This is a genomic window from Pseudomonas sp. GLN_2 (assembly GCF_043106005.1).
In the GTDB taxonomy this organism is placed as follows: Bacteria; Pseudomonadota; Gammaproteobacteria; order Pseudomonadales; family Pseudomonadaceae; genus Aquipseudomonas; species Aquipseudomonas alloputida.
In genome coordinates this window covers 99,163-119,069 of the sequence record NZ_JBICMC010000028.1, presented here as the reverse complement: position 1 = coordinate 119,069, position 19,907 = coordinate 99,163, and the positions used below count along the sequence as shown (strand labels likewise).

The window sequence follows — 19,907 nt, the reverse complement described above, 5'->3', positions numbered from 1 at the left end:
CCGGAAAACGGTTTTTGCTTGGCCAATGCCCTGCCGGCTTGCCTTTGCCGACTTTTGTTTTTAACCCGGAAAAGGTCGGCCTTGGGTGTTTGTTAACAAACCTTTGCAACTCATTACATTTCAGATTGATTTCATTCTGCCTTGATGCTGTATAATTGACGCAGCTTTGTGTTCCGCATCATTTTCGTCGTTTTTTTGACGTTAGTCATAAGGCGTCAGCAGAGGATGTGACACATTCCGCCTTCAAACCGTTTCAATTTACCTTTTGTAGAGCCAGTGTTTTGACTAATGGAATGCAGTTGTTGGCGATTTCTGGCCTGAGCGTCGAGAGCAGCCAGCTTCATCAACAAGGACTGTACTGGTTAGCCTGTGATGCCGCCGAAGACGCCTCCTTGCTATGCCGCCAGGTGGTCGAAGGCATGCCCGATAATGCCAGGGCAGCCCTGATCGCCGACGCGCAAGCCATGGATGACGTGCTGGGTGCGCTCGACGCAACGCGCGGCCCGGCCGAGCTCGCGTTGTATGAGGCCAACTCGCAAGCCACCCGTTATCTGGTTGAAGACCTGCCTCGTCTTGATGCCCGTGGGCGTGTGCTGGTGCTGCTGGCACCGGCACACGCCTGGGCGGATACCGAAGTCGAGCACTGGTGCAATGCGCTGCGCCCGGCGTTGTTGGCTGAAGCGGCGTTGCTGCTGGTCGTCAGTGGGGGGCAGAGCACCGCCTTGGTCGAGCGCCTGCGCATTTTCAACCAGTGCCTCGACGGCCTGGGGCAGGTGTACCGCGGCAAAGGTGGGGTGCGCTACCTGCAGCATTTCTGGAGCAACCCGCTTGGCAAAGCAGCCACCCGGGACATGGAGCTGACTCGGCTGAGCGCGGGGTTTGCCGTTGCTGCCACGCATGAGGCACCCAGCGACACCGGTGGCGACGAGTTGCTGTGCCTGGCCCAGCGTCCGGTACTGGAAGGCGCGCCAGCCTTCTCCGAACACTGGCAGGTCTGCGAAAGCTTTGAGGAACTGGGGGGCAAAGCCAGCCGGGCGGTGTCTGCCACGGTGATCTTTGCCATGGACGGTGGGCAGCGTCTGGATAGCCTGGCGCGCCAACTGCACCACCTGCGGCAGTCGCGTGGCAACGCCTTGAAGCTGGTGGTGCGCGAAATGGCGCCGACCCTGCGTTATCAAGACGAACAGTTGCTGCTGGCTTGTGGTGCCAGCCAGATCGTGCCGTTCGGTGCCAGCTTGTCACGCTTCCTGACCATGGTGGAGAGCATCCAGGGTTACGTCTGGCGTCGACACCTGCCAACCGACTTCGATGCCTTGCTGGCACGCCTGCGGCCGCTGGCCATCTGCGGGTTGGTAGCGCCACGGACGTTTGCCGAGGCTGTGCAAAGCATGTGGCACGGGGTGCGCAACGGCGAAATCGTCCACCAGTTGCTGGTGTTGCGTCCGGCGCCCGGCCTGACCCCGCTGCAGGCTTGCTCGCGTACGGTATTCCGCCGTGATGGCGACATTGCCTGCGTGGTTGGCGAGGTGCTGTTCCTGTTCCTGTTCGCCTGCCGCTCGGAAGGGGTCGAGCAGGCGCTTGACCACATCTTCCAGCTGTCATGGAAAGAGCTGTTCATCAGCCAGGAGGTGCTTGCCGGCGTCGACAGCCTTGCCACTCCGGCCTTCCTCGACAGCAACCTACCGCAGCCACCCCGCAGCGACACGGCGGCGCAACTGCCTGCACAGGCATGGTCGGCGCTGGCCCCGCGCAAGGTTGGCCTGGCCAAGCGGGGTGGCGCATGAACTTCGTGCAACTGCTGCAGGTGGTCGGCATTACCGCACTCGTCACGCTGGGCCTGGCCTTGTTGCTAGTGCGCCTGTGTTCGGCATTACGTGGCGTGTTGCGCCGTCGCCTTCCCCCCCGTTACCTGAAACCGCTGGGCGTACGCCGCCGCGCTGCACGCCAGGAACCCAAGAATGACTAATACCGCCATCACCCTCCCGGTACTGGCCCGCTGGCCTGGACTGGGAGGGTGGAACCTCTATTTTTTTGCAAAGTTTCTGCTGGTCGCACTTGGCATGCTCGACTTCCAGGCGCTGCCGAACCTGTTGTTTGCTGCGTTTCTGCTTGTCCCTTTGCCGGGCCAGTGGCTGCGTATTGCCCGGCAACTGCTGGCGGTGCCAATCGGTATCGCGCTTTTCTACCAGGACACCTGGCTGCCACCCTTCAACCGCCTGCTGGCGCAGCCGGGGGTGCTGGACTTCTCGTGGGACTATCTGCTCGAGCTGCTGGGCCGCTTCATCAACTGGAACCTGCTGGGGGCGTTGGCAATGTTGCTGGTGGGTTACCTGTACCTACGCCATTGGCTGCGCCTGAGCACCCTGAGCCTGCTGGGGTTGGCATGGCTGTCGGTCGGCGGCTTGCCGTCGCTGGGTGCAGGCCAGGCGCCCGGCGTGGCGGCGCGCACCACAGCCGAACCCGCGCCTGCCACTACGGTAGCCGACAATGCCACGCTCGACAGCTGGCTTGAGCGTTTCTTCGCCAGTGAGCGCGAGCGGGTGACGGCGTTCCCTGCCGTGAATGCCGATGAGCAACCGTTCGACCTGCTGGTAATCAACATCTGCTCGCTGGCCTGGGATGATCTGTCTGCCGTGGGGCTGCGGGACAACCCGCTGTTGTCGCGCATGGACGTGATCTTCGACCAGTTCAACTCGGCGACCTCCTACAGCGGCCCGGCCGCCATCCGTGTGCTGCGTGCCAGCTGCGGACAGTCGTCGCACGCTGGCCTGTACCAACCGGCTCCGGAGCAGTGCCTGTTGTTCCAGAACCTAGCCCGGCTGGGTTTCCAGAGCAACACCTTGCTCAACCACAGCGGCCGGTTCGACAACTTCATCGGCGACATTACCCAACAGCACATGCCGCAACCCGGCATGCGCAATACCGACTTCCCACGGGCGCTGGTGGGCTTCGACGGCTCGCCGATCGCCAGTGACCTGGATGTCTTGCGCCGTTGGTGGGGGCAACGCAAAGGCACCCCGGACGAGCATGTGTCACTGTTCTACAACAGCATCAGCCTGCATGACGGCAATCGTATCGTCACTGCCGACGGCGGCACCCGCGTGGCCGACTATGCCACCCGCGCCAATCGCCTGTTTGGCGAGCTTGGCACCTTCCTTGACGAACTGGAGCGCAGTGGCCGCCGCGTAGTGGTGGCCATTGTCCCTGAGCATGGGGCCGCGTTGCATGGTGATCGCATGCAGTTGTCGGGCATGCGCGAAATTCCCACGCCGTCGATTACCCATGTGCCGGTCGGCCTGAAGTTCATCGGCATGGGCCAGCCTGCCCGCAACGAGCCGCTGCGGGTCACTGCTGCCACCAGCTACCTGGCGCTGTCCGAGCTGATCTCGCGTGTGTATGCGGGCCTCGGCCAGCAGCAGGTGCTGGATGTGCCCGGCCTGCTGACCGACCTGCCAACCACCGAGCAGGTTGCCGAAACCTCTGGTGCACAGGTGCTGAATTACCAGGGGCGTGCCTACATGCGCCTGCAAGGCCAGCCTGACTGGCAGCCCATCCCCAAGGAGCGCCCATGATCACTGGCAAGTCAGACCCGTCCGACCGTAGCGACGATATTGCCCAGTTGCGTCAGCACCTGGACATGCCAGAGCTGAACTACCAGGACATCTCGATGCTGGTGGGCGTTCAGCAGGCCCTGCAGCGCTGGCCATTGCTGGGTGAAAGCTGCAGGGCCAGCAGCGACGATGCGCTGTACGCGGCTGTCACCCAGCACGAGAGGGTCGCGCCATGACAAGCCTGGCATTGCATGGGGTGCGCGGAGGCCTGGGGCGCAGCGCCTTGCTGGCTGCATTGGGCTACGCGCTGCAGGGCGTGGGCGAGCGGGTGCTGCTGATTGACCTGTGCCCAAGCAACTTGCTCGGGCTGCACTTCAACCTGCCGCTGGATACGTCCGAGGGCTGGGCGCTGGCCGAGCGGGAAGGGCGGCCGTTCAGCGATGCCGTGTACGCGGTGCTCGATGGCCTGTGCCTGCTGCCGTATGGCAACCTGCCTGGCGGTGCGCAGCACCGTGTGCCCGATGCGCAGTCATGGCGCGCTCGCCAGGTCGAGCTGGCCGAGCATTTCGACTGGCTGTTGTACGACCTGCCGCAACTGCCGGGCGATACCACCGGCAATGGCATCGAGACTGATGTACGGGTACTGGTGGCAGAAGCCGAAATGGCCAGCCACCTGCTGCTCGGGCGACGCCCGCTCGAGCACTTCGACATGCTGCTGGTCAACCGCTACGACCCGGCCAGCCGCTTGCAGAGCGACCTGTTGATGGTGTGGCGTGATCTGTTTCGTGATCGCTTGCCGATCCAGGTGGTCCATCGCGACGAAGCCTTCCTCGAAGCGCTGGCGTACAAGGCTCCCCTGGGGCTTTACGCACCGCAGAGCCTGGCCTGCCGGGATGTGCAAAGCCTGGCGGTGCGCTGTCTGACGAGGCGCCAGCCGTGACCCTGACCCCTTTGTCGGCCTATACCTGGTTCACTGTCCGTGGCGCGCGTCTGCCGGTCGCATGGCTGTTCACCCTCGGCGTGTGGTTGGCCTTCCTGTTTCTGCGCCTGGAGTCACCGGCCTGGCAGGCGCTGCTGGCCGAGCGGCAACGCCTGTACCCGCAGCTGGCGGGCAAGCGCCCAACCCTGGGTGACCCGCTGCGTCTGTTGATCCAGAGCCTGTGGTTGTTGCTGCGGCGCCAACCGCAGACACGTACAGCAGGGCCTGGCCGCCGCGCATTGGGCGCGGTGCGCATGCACCTGCGGGCGGCAGGCGGGGTGGCGCGCCACTACCGCGGCCTGCTGATCGATGCATTGCAACAGGTACCCGCGCGCTACCGCGCCAGTGCTTTCAGGCACCAGGCCTCGGCACGCCTGCGCGGCCTGAGCGTGTTTGCCCGGCGGGCGTTCTACAGCGTGCTGACGGTGTTCGCCCTCAGCCTCGCCCTGCTGTGCGTGACGGAACCGTTCGGCTATCTGGCGCAACTGATGTTCATCTGCCTGCTGCTGGTCATCGCCCTGCTGGTGCGGCACATGCCAGGGCGTTTCCCGACCCTGATGCTGATCGTGCTGTCGACCATCATCTCGTGCCGCTATCTGTGGTGGCGCTACACCTCGACCCTGAACTGGAACGACACCACCGACTTGGTGTTCGGGGTGATCCTGTTGGCGGCAGAAACCTATTCGTGGTTCGTGCTGATCCTGGGTTACATCCAGACCAGCTGGCCATTGCAGCGCAAGCCGGCAAACCTCCCGGCCAACGTCAGGCACTGGCCAACCGTCGATTTGCTGATCCCCACCTACAACGAAGACCTGTCAGTGGTGCGCACCACGGTAATGGCCGCGCTGGGCCTGGACTGGCCACGCGAGTGCCTGCGCATCTATATCCTCGATGATGGCCGCCGCGACGCGTTCCGTGCCTTTGCCGACGAAGTCGGGGTAGGGTATATCGTGCGGCCCGACAGCAAGCATGCCAAGGCTGGCAACCTCAACCATGCGCTGGGCGTTACCGACAGCGAGTTGATCGCCATCTTCGATTGCGACCATGTGCCGGTGCGCTCCTTCCTGCAACTGACCGTGGGCTGGTTCCTCAAGGACGCTAGACTGGCGCTGGTGCAGACACCGCACCATTTCTTCTCGCCTGACCCGTTCGAGCGCAATCTCGGCTCGTTCCGCCGCCGCCCCAACGAAGGGGAGCTGTTCTACGGCCTGATCCAGGACGGCAACGATATGTGGAACGCGGCGTTTTTCTGCGGCTCGTGTGCCGTGCTGCGCCGCACTGCGCTGGAAAGCATCGGTGGTTTTGCCGTCGAGACCGTGACCGAAGATGCCCACACCGCCCTGCGCCTGCATCGCCAAGGGTGGACGTCAGCCTACCTGAGCATTCCGCAGGCTGCGGGCCTGGCCACTGAAAGCCTGTCGGCGCACATCGGCCAGCGCATTCGCTGGGCCCGTGGGATGGTGCAGATCTTCCGCACCGACAACCCGCTGTTCGGGCGTGGCCTTAGCCTGTTCCAGCGGGTGTGCTACGCCAACGCGATGCTGCACTTCCTGGCCGGCCTGCCGCGGCTGGTGTTCCTGACGGCGCCACTGGCGTTCCTGTTGCTGCATGCCTACATCATCTACGCACCGGCATTGATGATTCTGCTGTACGTGCTGCCACACATGATCCACGCCAGCCTGACCAACTCGCGCATGCAGGGCAAGTACCGACAAACCTTCTGGGGCGAGGTCTACGAGACCGTACTGGCCTGGTACATCGCCCGCCCAACCACGGTGGCGCTGTTCGCGCCGAAAAAAGGCACGTTCAACGTCACCGCCAAGGGCGGCCTGATGGAGCAGGAACAGTTCGACTGGCGCATCGCCCAACCTTACCTGTGGCTGGCGGCGCTCAACGTGGTGGGTCTGGGCTTTGCGGCGTGGCGCCTGGTCACCGGCCCGACGGCAGAAGTCGGCACGGTGATCGTCAGCTCGCTGTGGGTGATCTACAACCTGCTGATCATCGGTGCCGCAGTTGCGGTGGCCGCCGAAGTGCGCCAGGTGCGCCGCGCCCATCGGGTGCAGATGCGCTTGCCGGCGGGGCTGATGCTGGCCAGCGGTCATGCCTACCCCTGCACCCTGGTCGACTACTCCGACGGCGGTATCGGCCTGCAGGTACAGCCCGGTCTGGAGCTGAAACCGGGGGAGCAGGTACGCCTGCTGCTCAACCGCGGCCAGCGCGAGTTCGCCTTCCAGGCGTGCGTCACCCGTACCGTCGGGCAACACGTGGGCCTGGTGTTCCGCGACCTCGCCCTGCAGCAGCGTATCGACCTGGTCCACTGCACCTTTGCCCGCGCCGATGCCTGGCTTGGCTGGAACGAGCAGCACGAGGTCGAGCGCCCGCTGCGCAGCCTGATCGATGTGTTGAAGCTGGGCGGCGTCGGTTACGTGCGCCTGGTCGAGCACATGCCGCCATGGCTGCGGGCGTGGTTGCGCCCGTTGCGTTCGCTGGCGCTGTGGCTAGCCAGCTACTGGCCCCGCACACCGCGGGCAATCCCTTCCATGAACCCTGTTGATCGAGACGCATGATGACTGGTTATCCCGCGCGAACCTGGGGCCTGGCGATGGCGCTGTTTACCGCCTTGTCGCAGAGCGCCGTTGCTGCTTCTGTAGCTCCGCTTGCCGAGCCTGCGGTATCCACACCCACGGTACCGAACTGGCAGGTTGCGAAAACCTTCGAGCAGCTTGGGCATGCGTCCGACAGCCTGCTGCTGGGGGTACGCAACAGCGAGCATATTGAGTTCGGCCTGCGTCGCGATCGCCTGGCCACCGATGCCAGCTTGCAACTGGACTACACGCCTTCGCCAGCCTTGCTGCCGAACCTGTCGCACTTGCGCGTCTACCTCAACGACGAGCTGATGGGCGTAGTTCCGGTGGAAAAGGAGCAGTTGGGCCAGCGTGTACGTCGCCAGCTGCCGTTGGACCCGAAACTGCTCGGCGACTTCAACCGGGTACGTCTGGAGTTTGTCGGGCACTATACCGATGTCTGCGAAGACCCGGCCCACAGCGGCCTGTGGCTTAACCTTAACCGCAAGAGCCAGGTACAGTTGCACGAGCAGGCGCTGGTGCTGGAAAACGACCTGGCGTATTTCCCGTTGCCGTTCTTCGATACCCGCGACACCGGCAAGGTAGTGCTGCCGGTGGTGTTCAGCGGCGTGCCGAGCCTGGGCGAGCAGCGTGCGGCGGCAATCCTGGCATCCTACTTCGGTAGCCAGGCCGGTTGGCGCAAGGCCAGCTTCCCTGTGCTGTACAACCACCTGCCGGCCCGTGGCGAAAAACCTGCACCGAGCATCGTGTTTGCCAGCAACGACCGTCGCCCGGCGTTCCTCGCCGATCTGCAGCAGTTCCCGCCAGTCGACGGCCCCGTGCTGCAGGTGATCGATCACCCGGACGACCGCTTCAGCAAAGTGCTGCTGGTGCTGGGCCGTAACGACGACGACCTGATCAAGGCCGCCTCGGCGCTGGCGGTCGGCAACAATCTGTTCCGCGGCGCGCGCGTCAAAGTGGAGCAGATGACCGCGCTGCAACCGCGTCAGCCTTACGATGCGCCGAACTGGACGCGCACCGACCGGCCGGTACGATTTGCCGAGCTGCTGGATTACCCCGAGCAACTGCAAGTCAGCGGCCTGCAACCGCGGCCGGTGACACTGGAACTGAACCTGCCGCCCGACTTGTTCGTCTGGCGCAACCAGGGTATTCCGCTGCGCACCCTGTACCGCTATACGGCGCCAGCGGTGACCGACGAATCGCGCCTGAGCATCAGCGTCAACGATCAGTACATCACCAGCATGCCGCTGGTGGGCAATGACCGGCGCGGCGGTACCCTTGAAGAAATGCGCCTGGCAGTGCTGTCCGGTGACAACACTGCATTGACCGAGAACTCGCTGGTGCCGGCGCTGAAGATTGGCGACCGCAACCGCCTGCGCTTCGACTTCAGCTTTGCCAGCACCCTGGGCAGCGCCCAGCGCGATCGCTGCCAGACCTCGCTGCCGGTGGACGTGCGTGCAGCGATCGACGACAACTCCACCATCGACCTTTCCGGTTACCATCATTACATCGCCATGCCCGACCTGCGTGCATTCGCCCGCAGTGGCTTCCCGTTCAGCCGCATGGCCGACCTGTCCGAGACGCTGGTCATCATGCCGGCCCAACCCACGGCGATGCAGGTCGGCACTTTGCTCGACACGGTTGGCGGGTTGGCCGGACAGATCGGTTACCCGGCGCTTGGCCTGCAATTGATCGACGACTGGCAACAGGTCGCAGCGGCAGACGCCGACTTGCTGCTGATCGGCAGCCTGCCCGAGGCCCTGCGCGATGCGCCCGACCTTGGCCTGTTGCTCAGCGCCCAGCGTGACTGGTTACTGCAGGGCCGCAGCGCATCGTTGCCCGGTGGCCAGCGTTTCGATACTGAGCCGGTGGCTGCAAGCAGCCGCGTGGCGGTCAGCGCCCAGGCGCCGATTGCGGCCATCACCGGGCTGAAGTCGCCGTTCCACGAGCAGCGCAGTGTTGTGGCCTTGCTGGCCAACAGCGACAGCGATTACGCATTGCTGCGCGACGTGCTTGGCGATGTGGGCAAGCTCGATGCGGTGGCGGGGTCGGTAACGCTGGTACGCAGCAGTGGCGTGAGCAGCCAGTTCGTCGGCGAGCACTACTTCGTGGGCGCGCTGCCGTGGTGGCTGCTGCTGTGGTTCCACTTGTCCGAGCACCCTGTGTTGCTGGCGGTGATCGCAGCTGTTTGCGTGGTGCTGTTCGCCTTCTTGTTGTGGCGGGCACTGCGCTGGGCAGGCAAGCGCCGCTTGGGTGAGGCGGGGTGATGATGCGCCAGATGCTGGTAGGGCTGGTCGCCTTAGGCCTGCCCGTTTTCGCCAATGCCGGGTCGGTTTGCCCATGGCCTGCCTGGGAGCGGTTCAAGGCCGAGCTGGTGAGTGTGGATGGGCGGGTCATCGACCCAAGTGACGAGCGCCTGATCACCACCTCGGAAGGGCAGAGTTACGCGCTGTTCTTCGCCCTGGTAGGCAACGACCGGCAAACCTTCGCGCAGTTGCTGCGTTGGACCAGCAACAACCTCGCCGAGGGTGACCTGGCCCGGCATCTGCCTGCCTGGCTGTGGGGCCGTGACGGGCAGCAGCAGTGGCAGGTGCTGGACGCCAACAACGCCAGCGATGCCGATCTGTGGATCGCCTACAGCCTGCTGGAAGCAGGGCGGTTGTGGGACCAGCCGGCCTACACGCAACTGGGCCAGCACCTGCTGTGGCGTATCGCCGCGCAGACCGTGCGCAAGCTTCCAGGCCTTGGCGTGATGTTGCTGCCAGGTGACTACGGCTTCGAAGACGCCCAGGGTACTCGCCTGAACCCCAGTTACCTGCCGCTGCAGTTGCTCGACCGCTTCAGCGAGGTGGACCCCTTGTGGGGTGAGCTGGCGGCCAACACGCGGCGTTTGTGGTTGGCATCGTCGCCAAAGGGCTTTGCCCCGGACTGGTTGCTGTGGACGCCGGCCGGAAAGCCAGCGGCAGACACGAAACATGGCAATGCCGGTGATTATGACGCCATTCGTGTGTACCTGTGGGTCGGCATGTTGGCCGAGGGGGCGGCGCAACGCCGCGAACTGGTGGCCCATTATGCGCCGATGGCGGCATTGACCCAGCGTCAGGGGCTACCTCCTGAGCACCTGGATGCACGCAGCGGTGAAGCCCGCGGCCATGGCCCGGCGGGTTTCTCTGCGGCCTTGCTGCCATTGCTTGCTGCCTCGCCAGAGCACGTGGCCGGCCTGGCGGCCCAGCGCCAGCGCTTGCGCGAACAGCCGGTCGAGGCCAAGGCGTATTACAGCCAGGTGTTGGCGCTGTTCGGCCAGGGCTTCGACGAGGCCCGTTACCGTTTTGACCCGCACGGCCGCCTGTTGCCGGCCTGGAGCGCGCCATGCAGCGAATGATCGGCGTGTTGATGCTGGCAGCAATAACCTGCCAGGCAGGGGCGCAACCCAAGGATGTCGATGAACAGCGCCAATGGCTGCTGGACCAGGTACGCCGCGGCGAAGCGCTGCACCGTGACGACCTGGTGCGTGATGCGCTGGGCCGGTTGCAGTTGCTTGAGCCGCGCAACCCGGAGGTGTTGCTGGCGGCCTTGAGCCTGGCATTGCGCGAGAAGAACAGCCGTGAAGCCGAGCAGTTGAGTGCGCGGATCAGTGCCGTGGCGCCTGGCAGCCTGCAAGCACGTCAGGCCGCACGCCTGCTTGAACTTCAACAACCGGCGCCTGCGCGGCGCTTGCAGCAGGCGCGTCTGCTGGCGGTTACCGGCCGTAACGAAGAGGCGCTGGCCGTGTACGAACAGTTGTTTGCCGGCGAACCACCCAGCCTTGAATTGGCCCTGGACTACTGGCGCGTGCGTGGCAATCTGCCAGGCCAACGCCCTGAGGCGATCCGCCAGTTGCAGCGGTTGGATCAGCAGTACCCGGGCAGCGCCGGGCTGCGCCAGACCCTGGCCAGTTGGTTGTTCGCCGAAAAGCGTGACCGCGAGGCCTTGGCCCTGCTCGATCAGCTGGCGCGAGACCCCGGTGCACGGGATGCCGCTGCCCAGCGCGAGTTCGACTACCTGTCCGGGCAAGCCGTGAGTGCAACCAGTGCGGCAGCCTGGCAGGCCTTTCTTCAGCGTTACCCGGCTTCACCGTTGTTGGCACAGGCCAGCGAGACCTTGCAACAGCAGCGCAAGCTGCTGGCCGACCCGGCATGGCAGGCCGGTCAACGGGGTAAGGCATTGCTCGACAAGGGCCGTAATGCCGAAGCTGAAACGCAGCTGCGTCGCGCCCTGCGCCAGTACCCGGGCGATGCCGGCCTGTATGGGGCCTTGGGTTATGCGTTGATGCGCCAGGGCCGCCATGAAGACGCCCATGCGGCGTTCCGCGCGGCGAGTGCCAAGGAGCAGGACACCTACTGGATCAGCCAATGGAAGGACCTGGAGTCGTCCAGCCAGTATTGGGCCCTGCTGAAGAAAGCCGAGCAGGCTCTGGCGGCGAAAGACGTGCGCAGTGCGCGTGCACTTTACCGGCAGGCTCGCCAGCAACGGCCAAAGGATGAATACGCGTTGCTGGGCCTGGCAGATGTCTCGCTGGCCGAAGGCGATGTGGCGGCTGCCGAGCGGCAGTACCTGCAGGTACGGCGTATGGCGCCGGATAACGAAAGTGCCGTGCGTGGCTTGATGCGCGTTTACCAGGCGCAGTCGCCAGGCAAGGCGCAGGCATACCTGGACAGCCTGCCACCACGGCAGCAGGCGCAGTTCGCCAGACTGCGACGCAGCCTGGAACTTGCGCGGCTGCGCCAGCAAGGGGACGAAGCCCTGCAGCGCGAGGACTGGTCGACGGCCAGCCACGTGCTGGGCCAGGCTTCAGCCCTGGCTCCCGATGAGCCTTGGCTGGTGTATCAGCTGGCCAACAGTCTGCGTCACCAAGGGCGCACTGGCGAGGCCGACGCGGCATTTGCCAGGCTGGTGCAGCACCAGCCACGTGATCCGGCAACGCGCTATGCCCACGGCCTGTTCCTGGAGTCCAGCGACCGTGATGCCTTGGCTCTGGACAGTCTGAGGGCGGTACCTCAGGCGACCTGGAGCGCGGACATGCACGCGCTGGAGCAACGTGTTCAACGGCGTATGACCCTGGTCTCTGCGCAGCAGTTGCAGGCACAAGGCCGCGGTGCCGAGGCGACAGCCTTGCTTGAAGCCGGCCTGGCGCGTGGTGAAGGTAGCCCGGACGACTTGATGCTGTTGGCTGACTGGGCAGCCGCGCGTGGTGAACATGGCAAGGCGCGCAGCTATTACCAGCGTGTGCTGGTCGCGCAGCCTGGGCGTCCTGATGCACGCCTTGGGGTGATGGAAAGCGCCGTGGCCGAAGGCAACCTGCAGCAGGCCCGGCACATGCTGGGCGTGAAGGTGCCACAATTTGCAGCTGATGACGGCAACGCCCAGCGGCGCCTGGCGGCGCTGTGGACCGCGTTGGGCGAACACGATCAGGCGGCCAGGCTGCTTGACCGGATTGCCGCGCAGCAGACGCGACCCGATCCGTTGTTGCGACGCGACGCAGCCCGCCTGGTAGCGCAGGATGATCCTCAACGAGCATTGGACCTTTACGCGGCAGCGATGGCTGATGCGCAGTTGCTGGACCGTGCTGCCGTAGCGCCACGGGATGACCGTGCATTGACCCTGGCTAGCCGCGAGCGGGATGGCGACGACTGGCTGGCCCGTAGCCTGCGCAGTGATGTGGACGCCCTGTATCGCCAGCGCAATACCCATGTGACGCTGATGCATGACTACGGCTGGCGCGAGGATGACGGTACACCCGGCACGTCGGAGCTGAGTACCCAGTCGACCTTGTTGCATGTCGACACCCCTTGGCAGGAAGGCACCGCGTTTGCGCGGGTAGAGCGCATTGGCATGGATGCGGGGTCGTTCGAGCCGAACGATCAGGGAAGCTACACCCCCGACTTCGGCAGCTGCCAGTTTGTTGGCCAGACCGCTGACGGCAAAACACTGCCCGCGTGCACGGGGGGATCGCAGACTGCAAACGGCAGCCTGTTGGCGTTGGGTTGGCAGGGCAGCCGCTGGGCGTTCGACCTGGGCACAACCCAGGGCTATGCAATCAACAACTGGCTGGGCGGCGCAACGGTCAACGGTGACCTCGGGCAGGTTGGCTGGTCGCTGACCGCCTCGCGCCGGCCGATGAGCAATTCATTGCTGTCGTTCTCCGGCGCACGCGACCGCCCGACGGGCGTGCGCTGGGGCGGGGTCACTGCCAATGGCGCCACGCTCGGCCTGAGCTGGGACCAAGGTGGCGACAACGGGGTGTGGGCCAGCCTGGGGCACCATTGGCTGTACGGCGAAAACGTGGCCGACAACCAGCGGACCCGGGCCATGGCCGGCTTTTACCACCGCGTGGTGGAAAAGGCCGACGAGCGTGTCCGTGTTGGCGTGACGCTGATGCACTGGCGCCATGACAAGGACCTGGGCGGCTACAGCCTGGGGCAGGGCGGTTACTACAGCCCGCAGCGCTACAGTTCGGTGGGCGTGCCGGTCAGTTATGCCTGGCGCAACTACGACTGGTCGCTGCTGCTGGAAGGTTCCGTCAGCTGGTCCCAGGCCCATAGTGGCAGTAGCCGCTTGTACCCGGACGCACACATCAACCGCAAGGTACTGGCAAATTATGGCGTCGATTCCAACATCGATGCGATGACCGAAGCCAGCGACAGCAGCGGGTTGGGCTACCGCCTGCGCGGTTTGTTCGAACGGCGCCTGAGTGACCAGTGGGTACTGGGCGGCGGCTTCGACTGGCAGCACAGCGATGACTATGCGCCTAGCCATGGCATGCTCTACCTGCGCTACCTGTTCGAACCGTGGCGAGGCAACCTGGCCCTGCCGGTGACACCGCTGGAGCCTTACAGCGAGTGGCGGTGACGGCAATCGCTGCGTTGCAAGGGGCGCGCCTGCACGGGGCGATGCGGGCCAAGGGTTGACACCAGGCACGCCGCCCCACCATTATCCAGCCATACCTACGCAACGGGCTTGCCAGCATGTCCACATCCAACCACGCCATTTCCGCTTCGGGCTTCATCGCTCGGGCAGACGCGTGCGTTGCCGTTGCCAAGAAATCCAAGAAACAGCCGCTCATCTGACCGAGGCGCGCTGTCTCGTCAGGTGGGCTGACGAGACAGAAGGCGCCAGGTATCCCTGCCACCACTTCCACTCTTCGCCCTGCTGACGCTGACTTTCGGTCAACATCAGGAGTTTTTGCATGTCGAATTTCCGTGGTATCTGGATCGCCCTCGTCACGCCAATGCGCGCCAATGAAATCGACTTCCCAGGCCTGGAAAAGCTGGTGAAGAAGCTGCTCGAAGACGGTGTGGCCGGTTTTGTGGTGTGCGGTACCACGGGTGAGGCAGCGGCGTTGTCCAAGGCCGAGCAACTGGCAGTGCTGGATGCCGTGCTGGCCTGGGTGGAGCCTGGCAGGGTGGTGATGGGCCTGTCAGGTTACAACCTGCGTGAGTTGCTGGCCTTCCAGGCTGAAATCCAGCAGCGTGACATTGGCGGACTGCTGGTTCCCGCACCTTGCTACATCCGCCCTTCGCAGGCTGGCATCGAAGCCTTCTTCGCCACCGTGGCCGATGCCGCCAGCGTGCCAGTGATCGTCTACGACATTCCCTACCGCACTGGCGTACGCATGGAACGTGAAACCCTGCGCCGTATCGTGCGCCATCCACGCATTGCAGCGGTGAAAGACTGTGGTGGTGACAGCGAGACGACCATGGCCCTGATCGAGGACGGCCACGCCCAGGTGCTGGCCGGTGAAGACCTGCAGATCTTCAATAACCTGTGCCTGGGTGGGGCAGGGGCCATTTCAGCCTCCGCACATGTGCGCGCCGACCTTTACGTACGCATGGTGCAGCAGGTTGACAGCGGTGATTGGGCCGCCGCGCGGGGTACGTTCTACAAGTTGCTGCCCTGGATCAAAGTGGCCTTTGCCGAGCCCAACCCGGCCGTGGTCAAGGCGGCGTTGCAGCTGCAAAGCCTGATTGCAGACGAGCTGCGCGAGCCCATGCAGGCGTGCACGAATACCACCCGAGACAAGCTGCAAAGCGTGCTGTGTTCGCTCGGCGCCTGAAGCGGCAACGGTTGATGGCGGGTTGACAAGCCGCCACACCCGGCATATACCGTTGGTTGTCAGGAGCCGCGCATCAATGGCGATGTCGCAGCCTCCACCCCGAACCCAAAGAGCAAATGAGCTCTCTCCGCATGCGGAGAGGGCTTTTTTTCGTCCCTGAAAAATAACAACAAGAGGTGGTCAACATGCGTCATGGTGATATTTCCAGCAGCAATGACACCGTCGGCGTCGCCGTGGTCAACTATAAGATGCCGCGCCTGCATACCCGCGATGAAGTGCTCGAAAACGCCAGGAAAATCGCCGACATCATTGTCGGCATGAAGCAGGGGCTGCCGGGCATGGATCTGGTGATTTTTCCGGAGTACAGCCTGCAGGGCATCATGTATGACCCGGCCGAAATGATGGAAACCGCCGTGGCCATACCCGGCGTGGAAACCGAAGTGTTCGCCCAGGCCTGCCGCAAGGCCAATGTCTGGGGCGTGTTTTCGCTGACCGGCGAGCGCCATGAAGAGCACCCGCGCAAATCCCCCTATAACACGCTGGTGCTGATCGACAACAATGGCGAGATCGTGCAGAAGTACCGCAAGATCATCCCCTGGTGCCCGATCGAGGGTTGGTACCCGGGCGACCAGACCTACGTTGCCGATGGCCCCAAGGGCCTGAAAATCAGCATGATCATCTGCGATGACGGCAACTACCCGGAAATCTGGCGCGACTGTGCCATGAAAGGCGCCGAGCTGATCGTGCGCTGCCAGGGTTACATGTACCCGGCCAAGGACCAGCAGGTGCTGATGGCCAAGGCTATGGCGTGGGCTAACAACTGCTACGTTGCAGTGGCCAACGCCGCGGGCTTCGATGGTGTGTATTCCTACTTCGGTCACTCGGCAATCATCGGTTTCGATGGTCGTACACTCGGCGAGTGCGGTGAAGAGGAGATGGGTATCCAGTACGCCCAGCTGTCGATCTCGCAAATTCGCGATGCGCGGCAGAACGACCAGTCGCAAAACCACCTGTACAAGATCCTGCACCGTGGCTACAGCGGTATGCATTTGTCTGGCGACGGCGACCGCGGCATTGCCGAATGCCCATTCGAGTTCTACCGCACCTGGGTGCTGGATGCCGAGAAGGCCCGCGAGAACGTCGAGGCCCTGACCCGGCGCACCTCGGGGGTGGCGCAGTGCCCGGTCGGCAGCCTTCCCTACGATGCCAAGGAAAAGGAAGCCCGCTGACGGGGTTGCCCAGCGTGCCTGCGGGCACGCTGTTTCACAAAGCGAGGGGAAGACCATGCCGTTCTTGAACGACCTGCTGGAGCAGACGCGTCGCGATGCGTCCTCCAGTGCTGCACTGAGTGCTGAAAACTGCCACACCCGGGCAATCGTCGAGACCCACCTGCGCAGTGAAGACACCCTGGAGTCGCGTTTCCGCTTCGATGTCGCTGCCGTCATGCAGGTAGTACGCAACGAAGTGCTGGGCCAGGACGAAGCCTTGCAGGCCATCGAAGATGTGCTCACGGTGGTGCGTGCGGATATTCTCGACCCGCGCCGCCCGCTGTTCACGGCATTGTTCCTCGGCCCGACCGGGGTCGGCAAGACCGAGGTCGTGCGTGCCCTGGCCCGCGCCCTGCACGGTGATGCCGATGCCTTCTGCCGGGTCGACATGAACACGCTGGCCCAGGAACACTACGCCGCTGCTCTGACCGGCGCGCCACCGGGCTATGCTGGCGCCAAGGAAGGCCGCACGCTGTTTGACCAGGCGCTGCTGGACGGGAGCCAAGGGCGCCCTGGGATCGTGCTGTTCGATGAGCTGGAAAAGGCCAGCAAGGAGGTGTCCCAGGCGCTGCTCAATGTGTTCGACAATGGCCTGCTGCGCTTGGCCTCCGGTGAAAAGAGCTTCAATTTCCGTAACACACTGGTGTTCATGACCAGCAACCTGGCGGCAGACGAAATACGCCAGCACCGGCTGGGCCCGCTGGCGCCGCTGCGGCGTCTGCTTGGCCTGCAGGCAGGGCGCCGCGAGCGTTTGCCGGGGCTGGTGCGGCGGCGCCTGGTGAAGCGTTTTTCTGCCGAGTTCGTCAACCGCATCGACAGCACTGTGGTGTTCAATGCCATCGAACAGGAGGTGAGCGAGCGCATCGTTGAACTGGAGGTGTCGCGCCTGAACCGGCGCCTTGCCAAGCATCACTGCCACCTGCAACTGGATGCGGCGGTGGTTGGCAAGCTGGCCAGCGAAGGCCATGACCTGGAGTTTGGCGCGCGTGCGCTCAAGCGCTTTATCCGCCATGAGCTGGAAGTGCCACTGGCCGAGTTCCTGCTTGGTAACCGCATCCCATGCCAGGCAGAAGTGACGTGCATGACGGTGGTCGGCCGCCTTGAGCGCGGGCGCATCCGTTTTTCGTTGCCGACATGACGGTTGTCACAGGATGGTGTGATGAGTAGACAAGACAGGCAATTGAAGGTGGGCTTGCTGTTCGCCGAAACCGGCGTTACCGCAGCCATTGAACGCTCGCAGCGCTGTGGCGCGCTGCTGGCGGTCGAACAGGTTAACCGCGAGGGGGGCGTACTTGGCGAACCGGTTCTGACCCTGGTCGGCGACCCCGGGGGCGACCCGGACCGTTATCGCAATCTGTGTGACGACTATGTGCGCAACCACGGTGTGCGCCTGATGCTCGGCTGCTACATGTCGCACACCCGCAAAGCCGTGATGCCCGTCATCGAGCGCGCCGATGGCTTGCTGTTCTATCCCACGCCCTACGAGGGCTTCGAGTACTCGCCCAATATTATCTACGGCGGGCCGGCACCTAACCAGAATAGCGCGCCACTGGCGGCATACCTGACACGTCATTACGGTGCCAGGGTCGCCTTCGTCGGTTCCGACTACATCTACCCGCGGGAAAGCAACCATGTCATGCGCCACCTGTACAAGCAGCATGGTGGCGAAGTGGTGGAAGAAGCCTACATGCCCCTGTACCCCTCGGCCGATGACCTGGCCCTGGTGGTCGAGCGGGTGGTGCGTTCTGCCCCTGACGTGGTGTTCTCGACCGTGGTCGGTACGGGGACGGCAAGCTTCTACCAAGCAATGGCGCAGCGCTATGGCAATGGCCCTCGGCCGCCGATCGCCAGCTTGACTACCAGCGAGGCAGAAATTGCCGAAATGGGGGCCGAGGCGGCCCGTGGCAACATTGTCGTGGCACCCTACTTCACCAGCGTCGAGTCACCGCAAAGCAACGCATTCGTCAGTCAGTGCCGTGCGTTCTTTCCGGCCGATGTGCGCATCACTGCCTGGGCCGAGGCGGCGTACTGCCAGATGCGCATGCTGTGCCAGGCGGTAAATGCCACCGGCAGCCTGGAGGTGGAGGTAATCCGCAATCACCTGTACCACGCGAGCATGGATAGCCCCCAGGGCAGGGTGCAGGTGGAGCAGCAGAACAACCACTCGCACCTGTTTTCACGTATCGGCGAGATCGATGCGCGCGGGCAGATCTGCATCAAATGGCAATCGCCTACGACCATCCGCCCTGACCCCTATGTGGTGGTTCACAACCTGGACGACTGGACCGTGAGCATGATGGGGGGCGGCCCCTCATGAGCACGTCGAACATCCTGAACACGCTGCGTGAACTGCACGTGGGCATCGTTTGTCCGCCCAGTGAAATCACTGATGCCCTGGTGTTGCAACTGATGCGTATCGGCTGCTCGGTGAAGCAGTGCTGGCCACCGCCCAAGGCGTTCGACACCCACACCGACCTGGTGTTCTGCGGGGTGTTCGAAGGCCGCCACCATGCCGAGCTGGGCAAGCTGCTGGCGCAGGGCGGCGTACGCCTGACCGCCATCGCCTTGGTGGAGTACGAGAGCCCGACCATTCTTTCGCAAATCCTGGAGCTGGGGTGTCACGGCGTGATGGTGCTGCCTCTGGACAACCACAAGGTACTTCCGGCGTTGGTGTGCGCCAGAAGCAACAGCGAAGCCCAGGCCCGCTTGATGCAGAAGAATGCCCAGTTGCAGGAGCGTCTGGAGCACCAGGCCGACATCAACAAGGCCAAGGTCCTGCTGATGGCGGCCCAGGGCTGGCAGGAGCCTGAAGCTCATGCCTACTTGTCGAAAGAAGCGATGAAACAGCGGCTGTCGATGTTGGAAATGGCAAGAAAAACCCTAAAACAATTCGAATGAGAAGAGGTTGCCATGTTGTACGGACTGGTTCTGCTGTATGTGGGTGCGGTGTTGTTCATCAACAGCATCTGGCTGATGGGGCGTATCACTGACCGCGAAGTGGCGGTGATCAACCTGTTTGTCGGTTTGCTCAGCCTGTTGGTGGCGGTCTACCTGATCTTCGTGGTGGGCTCGGCCGAAGGCATCAAGGCCGGTGCCTTGACCCTCCTGTTCGCCTTTACCTACCTGTGGGTGGCCGCCAACCAGGTGCTGCAGGTTGATGGGCGCGGGCTAGGCTGGTTCTGCCTGTTCGTCAGCGTGACGGCGCTGGTGGTGACAGTCAGTTCCATCCCTGGCGCCGAAGGGCTGTTGAAGGTATGGGATGTGCTGAACTGGGCGGCGTGGACGGTGTTGTGGTTCAGCTTTTTCCTGTTGCTGGCGCTGGCCAGGAAGATCCAGCGTCTGGTGGCGGCAATGACGTTGCTGTGCGCGATCTTCACCGCCTGGGTGCCCGGGCTGTTGATCCTGTGGCAGCAGATGGGCTGACGGCCATGC

15 protein-coding genes are annotated in these 19,907 nt (G+C 63.8%); all 15 read left to right on the top strand.

The genetic code is table 11. The annotated features are described in order from the left end of the window. Positions 1-293 precede the first annotated feature (293 nt). Positions 294-1,784 (top strand): BcsE family c-di-GMP-binding protein, encoded by a 1,491-nt coding sequence (locus ACF8Q6_RS08245; RefSeq protein WP_392491335.1) that lies wholly within the window; start codon positions 294-296, stop codon positions 1,782-1,784. Beyond that, positions 1,781-1,966 carry a cellulose biosynthesis protein BcsF gene (gene bcsF / locus ACF8Q6_RS08240; protein WP_392491329.1) on the top strand — a complete coding sequence of 62 codons (186 nt, stop codon included), beginning with the start codon at positions 1,781-1,783 and terminating at the stop codon, positions 1,964-1,966. The genes ACF8Q6_RS08245 and bcsF overlap by 4 nt, the downstream gene beginning before the upstream one ends. Beyond that, positions 1,959-3,572: a cellulose biosynthesis protein BcsG gene (gene bcsG / locus ACF8Q6_RS08235; RefSeq protein ID WP_392491328.1), complete on the top strand. Its 1,614-nt coding sequence runs from the start codon at positions 1,959-1,961 to the stop codon at positions 3,570-3,572. The genes bcsF and bcsG overlap by 8 nt, the downstream gene beginning before the upstream one ends. After that, complete coding sequence (gene bcsR, locus ACF8Q6_RS08230; RefSeq protein WP_392491327.1) at positions 3,569-3,787, top strand: cellulose biosynthesis protein BcsR; 219 nt, start codon at positions 3,569-3,571, stop codon at positions 3,785-3,787. The genes bcsG and bcsR overlap by 4 nt, the downstream gene beginning before the upstream one ends. Then, positions 3,784-4,491 carry a cellulose biosynthesis protein BcsQ gene (gene bcsQ / locus ACF8Q6_RS08225; RefSeq protein WP_392491326.1) on the top strand — a complete coding sequence of 236 codons (708 nt, stop codon included), beginning with the start codon at positions 3,784-3,786 and terminating at the stop codon, positions 4,489-4,491. The genes bcsR and bcsQ overlap by 4 nt, the downstream gene beginning before the upstream one ends. Further along, a complete protein-coding gene (gene bcsA, locus ACF8Q6_RS08220; protein WP_392491325.1) occupies positions 4,488-7,097 on the top strand; it encodes a UDP-forming cellulose synthase catalytic subunit in 2,610 nt (869 codons plus the stop codon). Before bcsQ ends, bcsA begins: the two co-directional genes overlap by 4 nt. Beyond that, a complete protein-coding gene (gene bcsB / locus ACF8Q6_RS08215; RefSeq protein ID WP_392491324.1) occupies positions 7,094-9,382 on the top strand; it encodes a cellulose biosynthesis cyclic di-GMP-binding regulatory protein BcsB in 2,289 nt (762 codons plus the stop codon). Before bcsA ends, bcsB begins: the two co-directional genes overlap by 4 nt. Then, positions 9,382-10,497 (top strand): cellulose synthase complex periplasmic endoglucanase BcsZ, encoded by a 1,116-nt coding sequence (gene bcsZ, locus ACF8Q6_RS08210; RefSeq protein ID WP_014859243.1) that lies wholly within the window; start codon positions 9,382-9,384, stop codon positions 10,495-10,497. Before bcsB ends, bcsZ begins: the two co-directional genes overlap by 1 nt. Further along, a complete protein-coding gene (gene bcsC, locus ACF8Q6_RS08205) occupies positions 10,485-14,003 on the top strand; it encodes a cellulose synthase complex outer membrane protein BcsC (protein WP_392491323.1) in 3,519 nt (1,172 codons plus the stop codon). The genes bcsZ and bcsC overlap by 13 nt, the downstream gene beginning before the upstream one ends. A gap of 337 nt (positions 14,004-14,340) precedes the next feature. Next, positions 14,341-15,207 carry a 4-hydroxy-tetrahydrodipicolinate synthase gene (dapA, locus tag ACF8Q6_RS08200; RefSeq protein ID WP_392491322.1) on the top strand — a complete coding sequence of 289 codons (867 nt, stop codon included), beginning with the start codon at positions 14,341-14,343 and terminating at the stop codon, positions 15,205-15,207. A gap of 185 nt (positions 15,208-15,392) precedes the next feature. Continuing rightward, positions 15,393-16,436: an aliphatic amidase gene (locus ACF8Q6_RS08195; RefSeq protein ID WP_012052052.1), complete on the top strand. Its 1,044-nt coding sequence runs from the start codon at positions 15,393-15,395 to the stop codon at positions 16,434-16,436. Positions 16,437-16,491: 55 nt separating this feature from the next. Further along, positions 16,492-17,613, top strand: coding sequence for an AAA family ATPase (locus ACF8Q6_RS08190; RefSeq protein ID WP_392491321.1), 1,122 nt, complete (start codon positions 16,492-16,494; stop codon positions 17,611-17,613). 21 nt (positions 17,614-17,634) lie between these two features. Next, positions 17,635-18,792 (top strand): transporter substrate-binding domain-containing protein, encoded by a 1,158-nt coding sequence (locus ACF8Q6_RS08185; protein ID WP_033724638.1) that lies wholly within the window; start codon positions 17,635-17,637, stop codon positions 18,790-18,792. Further along, entirely contained in the window at positions 18,789-19,373 is a 585-nt protein-coding gene (locus ACF8Q6_RS08180) for an ANTAR domain-containing response regulator (protein ID WP_012052055.1), read from the top strand. The genes ACF8Q6_RS08185 and ACF8Q6_RS08180 overlap by 4 nt, the downstream gene beginning before the upstream one ends. A gap of 12 nt (positions 19,374-19,385) precedes the next feature. Continuing rightward, on the top strand, positions 19,386-19,898 hold the full coding sequence (locus ACF8Q6_RS08175) for an AmiS/UreI family transporter (protein WP_012052056.1): 513 nt from the start codon (positions 19,386-19,388) through the stop codon (positions 19,896-19,898). Positions 19,899-19,907: the final 9 nt, after the last annotated feature.